Source organism: Streptomyces sp. NRRL F-6492, from assembly GCF_001280125.1.
In the GTDB taxonomy this organism is placed as follows: domain Bacteria; phylum Actinomycetota; class Actinomycetes; order Streptomycetales; family Streptomycetaceae; genus Streptomyces.
In genome coordinates this window covers 1-12,822 of sequence record NZ_LGEG01000013.1, presented here as the reverse complement: position 1 = coordinate 12,822, position 12,822 = coordinate 1, and the positions used below count along the sequence as shown (strand labels likewise).

9 protein-coding genes are annotated in these 12,822 nt (G+C 71.9%); 3 read left to right on the top strand and 6 right to left on the bottom strand.

Annotation, left to right across the window (positions count from 1 at the left end):
• Positions 1–25: 25 nt before the first annotated feature.
• The 5 genes from ADL08_RS02950 to ADL08_RS02930 form a co-directional block, all read right to left on the bottom strand.
• Complete coding sequence (locus tag ADL08_RS02950) at positions 26–1,012, bottom strand: zinc metalloprotease (protein ID WP_234351976.1); 987 nt, start codon at positions 1,010–1,012, stop codon at positions 26–28.
• 325 nt (positions 1,013–1,337) lie between these two features.
• Positions 1,338–2,990, bottom strand: a complete 1,653-nt coding sequence (locus ADL08_RS02945) for an alkaline phosphatase D family protein (protein ID WP_053640438.1) — start codon at positions 2,988–2,990, stop codon at positions 1,338–1,340.
• 203 nt (positions 2,991–3,193) lie between these two features.
• Positions 3,194–4,009 (bottom strand): DsbA family protein, encoded by an 816-nt coding sequence (locus ADL08_RS02940; protein WP_053640437.1) that lies wholly within the window; start codon positions 4,007–4,009, stop codon positions 3,194–3,196.
• Between the two features lie 54 nt (positions 4,010–4,063).
• The gene (locus ADL08_RS02935; RefSeq protein ID WP_053640436.1) at positions 4,064–4,750 is read right to left on the bottom strand and encodes a hypothetical protein; all 687 of its coding nucleotides are present in this window, start codon (positions 4,748–4,750) and stop codon (positions 4,064–4,066) included.
• 39 nt (positions 4,751–4,789) lie between these two features.
• Complete coding sequence (locus tag ADL08_RS02930; RefSeq protein WP_053640435.1) at positions 4,790–6,148, bottom strand: DUF2252 domain-containing protein; 1,359 nt, start codon at positions 6,146–6,148, stop codon at positions 4,790–4,792.
• 237 nt (positions 6,149–6,385) lie between these two features.
• Here ADL08_RS02930 and dnaE point away from each other — a divergent pair, with 237 nt between their 5' ends.
• On the top strand, positions 6,386–9,925 hold the full coding sequence (gene dnaE, locus ADL08_RS02925; protein ID WP_053640434.1) for a DNA polymerase III subunit alpha: 3,540 nt from the start codon (positions 6,386–6,388) through the stop codon (positions 9,923–9,925).
• Between the two features lie 75 nt (positions 9,926–10,000).
• On the opposite strand, the gene ADL08_RS37510 is transcribed toward dnaE, so the two are convergent.
• Complete coding sequence (locus ADL08_RS37510; RefSeq protein WP_199836942.1) at positions 10,001–10,174, bottom strand: hypothetical protein; 174 nt, start codon at positions 10,172–10,174, stop codon at positions 10,001–10,003.
• Between the two features lie 226 nt (positions 10,175–10,400).
• Here ADL08_RS37510 and ADL08_RS02920 point away from each other — a divergent pair, with 226 nt between their 5' ends.
• Together ADL08_RS02920 and ADL08_RS02915 are read left to right on the top strand one after the other, a co-directional pair.
• Complete coding sequence (locus ADL08_RS02920; protein ID WP_078967964.1) at positions 10,401–11,744, top strand: NYN domain-containing protein; 1,344 nt, start codon at positions 10,401–10,403, stop codon at positions 11,742–11,744.
• 20 nt (positions 11,745–11,764) lie between these two features.
• Positions 11,765–12,745 (top strand): ABC transporter ATP-binding protein, encoded by a 981-nt coding sequence (locus ADL08_RS02915; protein WP_078967965.1) that lies wholly within the window; start codon positions 11,765–11,767, stop codon positions 12,743–12,745.
• Positions 12,746–12,822: the final 77 nt, after the last annotated feature.

The window sequence follows — 12,822 nt, the reverse complement described above, 5'->3', positions numbered from 1 at the left end:
GCCCCCGGTGTGTTCCCGGAGCCGGTCAGCCGCGGTACGCGGTCCAGTGCTGGTTCATCCGGGACACCTGGCCCGCGGTGAACTGGTACATGCAGGAGTCGTACGTGTAGTCCATGAAGTTGTGGATCGGGTCCGCGCCCGCCGTGGTGCAGGTGTCGCGGCCCGTCGGGCACTCGTAGGCCGGGCTCGACTCGGCCGGGGTGTCGGCCACGGAGTCGCCGCTGCCGCCGCAGCCGCCCTGGAAGGTGTGGTACAGCCCCATCCAGTGGCCGACCTCGTGCGTTCCGGTGTCGCCCTGGTTGTAGTTGGCCGCCGAGCCGCCCGGCAGCGAGGCGTCCAGGACGACGACGCCGTCCATCTTCGGGTTGGAGGCGTACGAGGACGGGAAGGTCGCCCAGCCGAGGAGGCCGCCGCCCAGCTTGGCGGTGTAGAAGTTCAGCGCGCCCGCGCCGCCCTTGCGGAGCGTCTGCTTCATCTGCTTCTCGGCGCTGGAGCCGGAGGACAGGTTGTACCAGGTGGAGTTGTTGGTGTAGTCGGTGCCGGCCAGCGTGAACTGGAAGTTGGTGTTCGCGTTGCCGGTGCCCTGGCCGCCGTAGGCCGCGTTGAGGACCGCGATCTGGCTGTTGATCGCGGAGGCGGAGAGCTTGCCCGTCGTCCCGGAGTGGATGACGTGGAAGTAGACGGGGATGCTGACCGCCGCGGCGGCCCGGCCCGAGGCGGCGGCGCGGCCGGCGCCGGCGGCCGCGGCCGGGGAGAGCGACGCCAGTCTCTTCTCGAGGTCGGCGTCCATGGCCTTGGCCCGGGCGGCCGAGACCTCGTTGGGCTCGGCGGCGTGGTGGTCGGCGCCGCGCGCCTTGCGGGCGGCGGAGACGGCGCCGTCCTCGCACTCCTCGGCGGAGAGGGTGGCGGAGGCGCGGTCGCCGGTGGAGGCGCCGGTGGCGACGGGGGCCGAGAGCGGTGCCAGGGCCAGGGTTCCGGCCATGACGGCGGTGCCGATGACACGACGTGACATACGCGGGGATATACGGGCAAGAGCACGCATGGTGACTCCTCGTGGGGGGTGGGGGGAGGAACTTCCTCCGCCACGCCGGGGAGATTACGCGTCCATGTCAGCCGTCGTTGAGGAGTGATCAGGCCCAATCATCCGTCGGGCAATTCGGCGCAACGGGAAGAAAATCTTCTGCGCCTTCCGGAGTTTGAGACGTCGACGTAATGGCCGGGGGGACGGAGGCGGGTGGTGTGTCCGGATTCGATCGCTGGAACTCGCCACCCGCCGTAGCCGTGTGATCTCCCGTTAACAAGAGGGATCATGGCTGGAATTCGACCCTCGTGGAGCCTCAGAGAACCGGCTGGTACACCCGCTCGACACGCTGCGTTCCGCTCGGCGTCCGGTACGAGCGCGCCCAGGCCGCCGTCGCGGCCGGGTCCGCCTTGTCGGAGACCGTGTAGTAGTCCATCTGCGAGCGGGCGGCGGTCACGTCCAGCACGCCGTAGCCGTGGTGGTCCATGTCCACCCACTTCACGTGCCGGTTGGCGGCCTTCACGGCGGTCGCCGCCACCACCGAGAGCGTCCCCGGCGCCACGCTCAGCAGGTCGTCCAGGTTGTCCGAGGTCACCGAGGTGACCACGAACTCGGTCGCCGCCGAGGCCGAGAGCGGATACGTCGCGGCCTTCACCGGCACGTCGTTGGCCCAGGCCATGTGGATGTCGCCGGTCAGGAAGACCGTGTTCCGGACACCCCGCGACGTCAGGTGCGCCAGCAGCTCCCGGCGGTCGTCCGTGTACCCGTCCCACTGGTCCACGTTGACCGCGAGCCCCTCCTTCGGCAGGCCCGTCAGCTCCGCGAGCGGCTCCAGGAGGTGGGCGGGCAGGGAGCCAAAGGCGACCGGCGAGATCATCACCGAGGTGCCGACCAGCTGCCAGGTGGCGTCCGAGCCGGCGAGCCCCGCCTTCAGCCAGTCCAGCTGGGCGCGGCCGGTGATGCTCCGCTCCGGGTCGTCGACCGCCCCGCTGCCCGTCTTCGCCTGGGCCGAACGGAACGAACGCAGGTCGAGCAGGTGCAGATCGGCCAGTCTGCCGAAGCGCAGGCGCCGGAAGACCGTGCCCTCGGTGGAGGCCCGGACCGGCATCCACTCGAAGTACGCCTGCTTGGCGGCCGCCACCCGAGCCGCCCACGCGCCCTCGGCGCCGGGGGTGTGGTTCTCGGCGCCGCCCGTCCAGGCGTCGTTGGCGAACTCGTGGTCGTCCCAGATCGCGATCACCGGGTGCGCCGCGTGCAGCGCCCGGAGGTCCGGGTCCGTCTTGTACTTCCCGTGCCGGGCGCGGTAGTCGGCGAGCGAGACGATCTCGTGGCGCGGCTCGTGGGCCCGGACCGTGCGCGTCGCCTCGGGGTAGGTCCCGCTCGCGTACTCGTACAGGTAGTCGCCGAGGTGGAGCACCGCGTCCAGGTCGGCGCGGGCGGCCAGGTGGCGGTAGGCGGAGAAGTACCCGGCCTCCCAGTTCGCGCAGGAGACCACGCCGAAGCGGACGCCGGGCGCGGCCGCGTCGGCGGCCGGGGCGGTGCGGGTGCGGGCGGCGGGCGAGACCACGCCGTCCGCGGTGAAGCGGAACCAGTAGGCGGTGGCCGGGCGCAGGCCCCGGACGTCCGCCTTCACGGTGTGGTCGGTGGCGGCGCCCGCCGCGGTCGTGCCGGAGGCGACGACCCGGGCGAAGGCGCGGTCCTCCGCGACCTCCCAGCCGACCCGGACGTCGGGGCCGAGGCCGGAGCCGGGCACGGCCTCGGGGGCGGGGGTGACGCGCGTCCAGAGCAGGACGCCGTCGGGCAGCGGGTCGCCGGAGGCGACGCCGTGGAGGAAGGCGGGCGCACCGGTTCCCGCGAGGGCGGGGGAGGCGGTGCCCAGGAGGGCGGGCGCGGCGACGGCGGTGACGGCGGCGGCCTTCACGACGGTGCGGCGGGTGGGAGCGGCGGAGGATATGAAACGACTGGTCACGGACAGTCAGATTACTGACGGGTACGGCCGGGGGCAGGCGAAATCCGGAAGTTCGTCGACTGGTCGCCCCGGGGACGCCCGGGACGTCCGGGGCCGGGCGGGCGGCCCGGACGCGCCTCGGCCCCGGACCGGCGGGTCCGGGGCCGGGAGGGCGCCGCCGGGGCGGGTGTCCCCGGCGGCCTCGAACGGAGGGGCGGCGGGCGTCAGCCCTTGAGGGCCGCCGTGATCGCCGTCGTGAACTGCTCCGGCGTCATCGGCGGGTTGTCGGTGCCCTGGACGGTCACGGGCTTGCCGTCCATCTTCAGCGTGGGGGTGCCCTTGACCCCGCTGTCGTCGAAGGCCTTGTTCATCTTCATCGCCCAGGCGTCGAAGGTGCCCTCCTCGACGTTCTTCTCGAACGCGGCGTTGCCCTTGAGCGCCGGGACCGACTCCGCGACCTCCAGGAGGTAGGAGTCCTCGGCGAACTTGTCGTCGTTCTCCTCCGGGTGGAACTTCGTGGAGTAGAGCGCGGACTTGTACGTCAGGAAGGCCTCCGGGCTCACGTCCAGGGCCGCGCCGAGCGCCGAGAGGGCGTTCTTCGAACCCTCGCCGGGGACGGCGTCGTCGATGAAGGTGGCGCCGACGTACCGGATCTTGTACTTGCCGGCCTCGACGTCCTTCTCGACCGTGGAGCCCACGGCCTGCTCGAAGGTCGCGCAGACCGGGCAGCGCGAGTCCTCGTACAGCTCCAGGGTCTTCTTCGCGGACGCCTTGCCGACGACGACCGTCGTGCCGTTCGCGCCCGAGGTGTTCCTGGGGGCCGTGACGGTCGTGGCCTCGGCCGCCGCCTCCCAGTGGGAGGGCTTGTTGGCCTGCACCACCGCGTAGCCGACGCCGCCGGCGAGGGCCAGGACGGCGACGGCCGAGCCGGCCACGACGAGCTGCCGGCGCGCCCGGTCCTTCTTCGCCCGGCGCTCGCGCTCCTCGCGCAGTCGCTCGCGGGCGGCGGCCTTGTTGGCGTGGCTGTTGCGTGCACTCATGATCGTTTTCTCCGTGGGGTTCCGTGAAAAAGGGGGAGGGGCCGCGGGGCTCGCTCAGACGAGGGCGAAGCCCGGACGCGGCGGCCCCCGCCGCCCCACGGAGTGCACGAGGAGCCGGGTGCGCGAGGACCGGGGCCGGTCCCCGGGGCGCCCGGTGCGCAGGGGCACCGGACCGCCCGTGCGGAAGAAGGCCGCCACGAGCAGCAGCGGCCGGAACGCGAAGGCCTCCACCGCCCCGGCCAGCCGGGCCAGGGCCCGCTCCCCGCCGCGCAGCCAGCACGCCGCCGAGAACCCGACGCCCACGTGGGCCAGGAGCAGCAGCCACGGCAGCGCCGGGTCGGGGGAGGAGAGGAGGGCGGCCGCGTGCCCGTCCTCCGGGGCCGCCACGCCGGGCAGCGGAGCCCCCACGGCGCCGCCGCAGAAGACCTCCACGCCCACCGCGCGCAGCGACCCGGCGACCGGGCCGCCGGAGGGGCCGTAACAGACCGCCTGGCCGCTGGTGAAGAGCGTGTCGGCGGCCAGCTCCAGCGGGACGAGGAGCCCGGCGATCGGGCCGAGGCCGCGCTCGCGGCCGGCCAGCGCGTACGCCACGGCGAAGACCCCGGCGGCGACCGGGACGACCGTCCCCACCGGCAGCGGCACGCCCGAGAGCAGCACGTGGGACGCCACGGACAGCGTCACGACCAGGGTCGTGAAGAACGCCGCCCGCAGCGCCCTCAGCTGCGTCCCTGCCATGTCCATATCGCTCAGGAGTGTCCCACGCGGGCGCGTAAGGGGTCCCTAAAGGGAAGCTGTGGACGTTTCCGCCGGACCCCGGAGCCCCGGGATCCGGCCGTTGCGGAAGAGGTCCACGAAGATCTGGTGGTCCGCCCGGGCACGGGCCCCGTAGGCGTGCGCGAAGTCCACGAGCAGCTCCGCGAAGCCCTCCCCGTCGGCGCCGATCGCCGCGTCGATGGCCCGCTCCGTCGAGAACGGCACGAGCGAGTGGCCGCTGGAGTCGTCCGCCGCCGCGTGCATGGTCGCCGTCGCCCGCCCCAGGTCCGCCACGGTCGCCGCGATCTCGGCCGGGTCGTCGATGTCCGACCAGTCCAGGTCCACCGCGTACGGCGAGACCTCCGCCACCAGCTGCCCCGCGCCGTCCAGCTCCGTCCACCCCAGCCAGGGGTCCGCGTGCGCCTGGAGCGCCCGCTGCGAGATCACGGTCCGGTGCCCCTCGTGCCGGAAGTACCCCCGTACCGCCGCGTCCGTCACGTGGCGGGAGACCGCCGGGGTCTGCGCCTGCTTGAGGTAGATCACGACGTCGTTCTCCAGGGCGTCGCTGTTGCCCTCCAGGAGGATGTTGTACGAGGGGAGGCCGGCCGAGCCGATGCCGATCCCGCGCCGCCCGACCACGTCCTTCACCCGGTACGAGTCGGGGCGGGCCAGGCTGGACTCCGGCAGGGTCTCCAGATAGCCCTCGAAGGCCCCCAGGACCTCGCGGCGGGTGGCCGCGTCCAGCGCGATCGCGCCGCCGCCCGCCGAGAAGCGGCGCTCGAAGTCCCGGATCTCGGTCATCGAGTCGAGCAGCCCGAAGCGGGTCAGCGACCGGGCCGTGCGCAGGGCGCCGAGCAGCGGCCCGCCGGCGGTCCCCAGGGTGAAGCCGGGCGCCTCGTCCCCCTCGGCGCCGGTCGCCAGGGCGTGGATCCGCTCCCGGTAGGCGGCGGCGCAGATCCGCACCAGCTCGGTGATCTGCCCGTCGCTGAGGGCCTTGGCGTAGCCGATCAGGGCGAGCGAGGCCACGAGCCGCTTCAGGTCCCAGGTGAAGGGGCCCACGTACGCCTCGTCGAAGTCGTTGACGTTGAAGACCAGGCGCCCGTTGGCGTTCATGTACGTGCCGAAGTTCTCGGCGTGCAGGTCGCCGTGGATCCAGACCCGGCCGGTCCGCCCGTCCAGGTACGGCCCGCCGTCCGCCTCCTTCTCCAGGTCGGAGTAGAACAGGCAGGCGGTCCCCCGGTAGAAGGCGAAGGCGGATCCGGCCATCTTCCGGAACTTGACGCGGAAGGCCGCCGGGTCGGCGGCGAGCAGCTCGCCGAAGGCGGTGTCGAAGACGGCGAGGACGTGCTCACCGCGCTCGTCGGCGGTGGGCTGGGGGAGCGGCATCGGGATGCCTCCTGGTGGGGTGCGCGCGGGAAGAATGTTCACGACAAATGGGACAGGTGTTCCCTGTCTCACAACGCGCGACCCTAGTCCCGAGTGCCCCGCCGCACCCACCCGCGCGACTAGACTCCGACACCGTCCCCCCAGACCGCCCGCAGCCTGCCTGCCCGCCCGTCGCCCGACCGCCGCGCCCCCGTACGAGGCGCTTCGGGCCGCAGAATTCCCCGGAGGCCTTCCGCCGTGACCAAGCCGCCCTTCACGCACCTCCACGTCCACACCCAGTACTCGCTGCTGGACGGTGCCGCGCGGCTGAAGGACATGTTCGACGCGTGCAACGAGATGGGCATGACGCACATCGCCATGTCCGACCACGGCAACCTGCACGGCGCGTACGACTTCTTCCACACGGCCAAGAAGGCCGGGGTCACGCCGATCATCGGCATCGAGGCGTACGTCGCCCCCGAGTCCCGGCGGAACAAGCGGAAGATCCAGTGGGGCCAGCCGCACCAGAAGCGGGACGACGTCTCCGGTTCCGGCGGTTACACCCACAAGACGATCTGGGCGGCGAACGCCACCGGGCTCCACAACCTCTTCCGGCTCTCCTCCGACGCCTACGCCGAGGGCTGGCTCCAGAAGTGGCCCCGGATGGACAAGGAGACCATCTCCCAGTGGTCCGAGGGCCTGATCGCCTCCACCGGCTGCCCCTCCGGCGAGCTCCAGACCCGACTGCGCCTCGGCCAGTTCGACGAGGCGCTGAAGGCCGCCTCCGAGTACCAGGACATCTTCGGCAAGGACCGGTACTTCCTGGAGCTGATGGACCACGGCATCGAGATCGAGCACCGGGTCCGCGACGGACTCCTGGAGATCGGCAAGAAGCTCGGCATCCCGCCCCTGGTCACCAACGACTCGCACTACACCTACGCGCACGAGGCGACCGCCCACGACGCCCTGCTCTGCATCCAGACCGGCAAGAACCTCTCCGACCCGGACCGCTTCCGGTTCGACGGCACCGGCTACTACCTGAAGTCCACGGACGAGATGTACGCCGTGGACTCCTCGGACGCCTGGCAGGAGGGCTGCCGCAACACCCTCCTGGTCGCCGAGCAGATCGACACCTCCGGCATGTTCGAGGCCAAGAACCTCATGCCGAGGTTCGACATCCCCGACGGCTACACCGAGGTCACCTGGTTCCGCGAGGAGACCATGCGCGGCATGGCCCGCCGCTTCCCCGGGGGCATCCCCGAGGACCGCATGAAGCAGGTCGAGTACGAGATGGACACCATCATCTCGATGGGCTTCCCCGGCTACTTCCTCGTCGTCGCCGACTTCATCATGTGGGCCAAGAAGCAGGGCATCGCCGTGGGCCCCGGCCGCGGCTCCGCGGCCGGCTCGATCGTCGCCTACGCCATGGGCATCACCGACCTCGACCCCATCCCGCACGGCCTGATCTTCGAGCGCTTCCTCAACCCCGAGCGCATCTCCATGCCCGACGTCGACATCGACTTCGACGAGCGCAGGCGCGTCGAGGTGATCCGGTACGTCACGGAGAAGTACGGCTCCGACAAGGTCGCCATGATCGGCACCTACGGCAAGATCAAGGCCAAGAACGCCATCAAGGACTCCGCGCGCGTCCTCGGCTACCCGTACGCCATGGGCGACCGGCTCACCAAGGCCATGCCCGCCGACGTCCTCGGCAAGGGCATCGACCTCGACGGCATCACCAACCCCTCCCACCCGCGCTACAGCGAGGCGGGCGAGATCCGGGCGATGTACGAGAACGAGCCCGACGTCAAGAAGGTCATCGACACCGCCCGGGGCGTCGAGGGCCTGGTCCGGCAGATGGGCGTGCACGCCGCCGGCGTGATCATGTCCAGCGAGCCGATCGTCGACCACGCCCCGATCTGGGTGCGGCACACCGACGGCGTCACCATCACGCAGTGGGACTACCCGCAGTGCGAGTCGCTCGGCCTCCTGAAGATGGACTTCCTGGGCCTGCGCAACCTCACCATCATGGACGACGCCGTCAAGATGGTGAAGGCGAACAAGGGCGTCGACCTCGACCTGCTCGCCCTGCCGCTCGACGACCCCAAGACCTTCGAACTGCTCCAGCGCGGCGACACCCTCGGCGTCTTCCAGTTCGACGGCGGCCCCATGCGCTCGCTGCTCCGGCTGATGAAGCCCGACAACTTCGAAGACATCTCCGCCGTGTCCGCCCTGTACCGGCCGGGCCCGATGGGCATGAACTCGCACACGAACTACGCCCTGCGCAAGAACAAGCAGCAGGAGATCACCCCGATCCACCCCGAGCTGGAGAAGCCGCTCGAAGAGGTGCTCGCGGTCACCTACGGCCTCATCGTCTACCAGGAGCAGGTGCAGAAGGCCGCCCAGATCATCGCCGGCTACTCGCTCGGCGAGGCCGACATCCTCCGCCGCGTGATGGGCAAGAAGAAGCCCGAGGAACTGGCGAAGAACTTCACCATCTTCCAGGCCGGCGCCCGGAAGAACGGCTACAGCGACGAGGCCATCCAGTCCCTCTGGGACGTCCTGGTCCCCTTCGCCGGCTACGCCTTCAACAAGGCGCACTCCGCCGCGTACGGCCTGGTCTCCTACTGGACCGCCTACCTCAAGGCCAACCATCCGGCCGAGTACATGGCGGGACTGCTCACCTCGGTCAAGGACGACAAGGACAAGTCCGCGGTCTACCTCAACGAGTGCCGCCGCATGGGCATCAAGGTGCTGCCGCCCAACGTCAACGAGTCCCAGTCGAACTTCGCCGCCCAGGGCGACGACGTGATCCTCTTCGGCCTCACCGCCGTCCGCAACGTCGGCACCAACGTCGTCGAGTCGATCATCAAGACCCGCAAGTCCAAGGGGAAGTACTCCTCCTTCCCCGACTTCCTCGACAAGGTCGAGGCCGTCGTCTGCAACAAGCGGACCGTCGAGTCGCTGATCAAGGCCGGCGCCTTCGACGAGATGGGCCACACCCGCAAGGGCCTGGTCGCCCACCACGAACCCATGATCGACAACGTGGTCGCGGTCAAGCGCAAGGAGGCCGAGGGGCAGTTCGACCTCTTCGGCGGCATGGGGGAGGAGACGAACGACGAGCCCGGCTTCGGCCTGGACGTCGAGTTCTCCGACGTCGAGTGGGAGAAGTCGTACCTGCTCGCCCAGGAGCGCGAGATGCTCGGCCTCTACGTCTCCGACCACCCGCTCTTCGGCATCGAGCACGTCCTGTCCGACAAGACGGACGCGGCGATCTCCCAGCTCACCGGCGGCGAGCACAGCGACGGCGCGGTCGTCACCATCGGCGGCATCATCTCCGGCCTCCAGCGCAAGATGACCAAGCAGGGCAACGCCTGGGCCATCGCCACCGTCGAGGACCTGGCCGGCTCCATCGAGTGCATGTTCTTCCCGGCCACCTACCAGCTGGTCTCCACCCAGCTCGTCGAGGACACGGTCGTCTTCGTCAAGGGCCGCCTCGACAAGCGCGAGGACGTGCCCCGGCTCGTCGCCATGGAGCTCCAGGTCCCCGACCTGTCGAACGCCGGGACCAACGCGCCGGTGATCCTCACCATCCCCACGGTGAAGGTGACCCCGCCGATGGTCAGCAGGCTCGGCGAGATCCTCAAGCACCACAAGGGCAACACCGAGGTGCGGATCCGGCTCCAGGGCCCGCGCAAGACCACCGTGCTCCGACTCGACCGGCACCGGGTGACGGCCGACCCGGCGCTCTTCGGCGACCTGAAGGTGCTGCTCGGCCCGTCCTGCCTGGCCGGCTGACCCCTCCTCCTCCGAGCGCGCGCAAGGGGCGCGCCCGTCGTCACGGGCGCGCCCCTTTGCCGTACGCGAAAGCCGTCAGTTGTGGCCGAAGCGCTTCTGGCGGCCCTTGCGGGCGACGTCGCTCGGGAGAACCTGGGACGCGCGCTGCGCGGCCTCGGATTCCATCGCCGACTGCTGCGCCTGCTGGGCGCCGCGCTCGGCCGGGGACTGCTGCTTCTGATCGCGGTTCTGGTTCCGGTTCTTGGCCATGGTGATGCCTCCTCAAGGGAATTAGGGGCCAGGGCCGCTGTCAGACTCACATACGGCGTGAAACGTCGCATTTTGGATCATTACGGAGTGTCAGTGCCCCGCCGAGCAGGACATTCGCCACGCCGATGATCCAGTTCCGACCGTCAAGCCACCGGCGGTCGGGCAGACTCGAGGGAAACCCGGAGCAACTTCCGATCCCGAGTCCGACCCCCAGGGCCGAAAGAGGGTGGAACACGTGGACCGCTGCGTCGTCCTGGTGGACGCCGGCTACCTGCTGGGCGCCGCCGCCAGTCTCCTCGCCGGGGAACCCTCCCGTTCCCGGATCACGGTCGACCACGCCGCGCTGATCCAGCAGCTGCGGCAGCGGGCCGAGGCCGAGACCGCGCTTCCCCTCCTGCGGATCTACTGGTTCGACGGCGCGCCCGACCGGGTGCCCCAGCCCGAGCACCGCAGACTGCGCGTGATGCCCCGGGTCACCGTCCGGCTCGGCGCCCTGACCAGGAGCGAAGGACGCTGGGCGCAGAAGGGCGTCGACGCGGCCATGCACACCGAGCTGACCGAGCTCGCCCGCAACAGGGCCTGCTCCGACATCGTGCTCGTCACCGGCGACGGCGACCTGCTGCCCGGCCTCATGTCGGCCAAGGAGCACGGCGTCGCCGTCCACCTCTGGGCCGTCCAGGCCGCCGACGGCGACTACAACCAGTCCGAGGACCTCGTCGCCGAGGCCGACGAGCGGCGGGTCCTCGACCGGTCCTGGATCACCCGCGCCGTCCGCGCCAAGGACCTCAGCGGACTCTGCGCGCCCCCGCCCGCCCCGCGCCCCGAGATCGCCGCGATCCTCTCCGCGCCGCTGCCCGAGGCCGCCCTCGCCGCCTCCGCCGAACGCGCGGCGGAGACGGCGGCCGTACGGAACGGGAGCGCGGCCCCCACCGAGGCGAACGGCTCCCCGGACGTGCCCGGCGGCCACGACCACGACCACGGCCGGGCCGGGGAGAACGGGCGCGCCCACGACGGCGTGCCCGCCCCGGCCCAGGGCAAGGGCGTCCCCACCCCGAAGGACCTCGCGGGACTGCGCGCCCCCGCCGCCCACGGCACCACCGGCATCCCCGGCGCCTCCGTCGCGCAGAGCACCAGCGCGCTCCGCTGGTCCTCCGACCGGGGCTGGGTCGAGCGCCCCGCCCCCCTCGGCGAACCGGCCGAGACCGCCTCCCTGCCCACCCTCGCCGCGCTCACCAGCGCCGAGCAGCGCTGGGCCGACCGCGAGGAGGACATCACCACCGTCGGCGGCGACCCCTTCGAGGTCGGGCAGGTGTTCGCCCGCCGCTGGATGGAGCGCCTCCCGGAGCAGAGCCACGTCCAGAGGCTCTCCACCCTCTACCCCCGCATCCCGCACCGCATCGACGGCGAACTCCTCCGCTACGCGGCCCGTTTCGGACTTCTCGCCCACAAGGACGACCAGATCGACGAGCACGACCGGTACGCGATCCGGGCCGGCTTCTGGCGCGAGATCGACGTCCGCGCCGCCGCCGAACACGCCCCCGCGCCCGGAGCGGGCCCGGCGACCCCGTAGGCTCTTCCTCCGTGAGTACGGTGTGCGTGGTGCGGGATCTGGTCAAGACGTACCCCGCCACGCGCGGCGGGCGCGGTGCGCCGGCGACCCCCGAGGTGCGGGCCACCGACGGGATCAGCCTCGACGTGCGCGGCGGCGAGATCTTCGGGCTGCTCGGCCCCAACGGGGCGGGCAAGTCCACCCTCGTCCGCCAGGTCACCGGCCTCATGCGGCCCGACTCCGGCTCCGTCGAGCTCCTCGGCCACAACCTGGTGCGCCACCCCGAGCGGGCCTCCCGCCTCCTCGCCCACCTCGGCCAGGAGTCCACCGCCCTCGACGAGCTGACCGTCTCCCTCGCCGCCGAGACCACCGGCCGGCTGCGCGGCCTCACCGCCCGCGACGCGCGCGCCGAGCGCGACGCCGTCCTGGAGGAGCTCGGCCTCACCGCGCTCGCCTCCCGGCCCCTCAAGAAGCTCTCCGGCGGACAGCGGCGCCTGGCCTGCGTCGCCGCCGCCCTCGTCGGCCGGCGGCCCGTCCTCGTCCTCGACGAGCCCACCACCGGCATGGACCCGGTCGCCCGCCGCGCCGTCTGGGCCGCCGTCGACCGGCGGCGCGCCGACCACGGCACCACCGTGCTGCTCGTCACCCACAACGTCATCGAGGCCGAGACCGTCCTCGACCGGGTCGCCGTCCTCGCACACGGCCGGGTCATCGCCTGCGACACCCCGGCCGGGCTCAAGGAGCGCGTCGCGGGCGAGGTCCGCGTCGACCTGGTGTGGCGCGAGACCGCCCCCCTCCACCTGCCCGAGGTCGCCGCCCTGCGCGGCCTCGCCCAGGAGACCGGGCGGCGCTGGACCCTGCGGCTCGCCCCCGACGCGGCCCGCGCGGCCGTCGCCACCGTCACCGGCGGCGCCGCCTTCGCCGCCCTCGACGACTTCACCCTGGCCACGCCCAGCCTGGAGGACGTCTACCTCGCCCTCGGCGGCGCGGCGGAGGACGCGGAGGGGCTGGTGAAGGGATGACCCGCCCCGCCTCCGGCGGCCGCCCCCCGTGCGCGGCCCCCCGCACCCCCCGCCTCCCGTACGCGGCCCTCCCCACC

Coding starts and splice junctions, on each gene's coding strand:
- ADL08_RS02950 (WP_234351976.1), bottom strand. CDS start 1,012: ATGTCACGTCGTGTCATCGGCACCGCCGTCATGGCCGGAACCCTGGCC.
- ADL08_RS02940 (WP_053640437.1), bottom strand. CDS start 4,009: ATGAGTGCACGCAACAGCCACGCCAACAAGGCCGCCGCCCGCGAGCGA.
- ADL08_RS02935 (WP_053640436.1), bottom strand. CDS start 4,750: ATGGACATGGCAGGGACGCAGCTGAGGGCGCTGCGGGCGGCGTTCTTC.
- ADL08_RS02930 (WP_053640435.1), bottom strand. CDS start 6,148: ATGCCGCTCCCCCAGCCCACCGCCGACGAGCGCGGTGAGCACGTCCTC.
- ADL08_RS37510 (WP_199836942.1), bottom strand. CDS start 10,174: ATGGCCAAGAACCGGAACCAGAACCGCGATCAGAAGCAGCAGTCCCCG.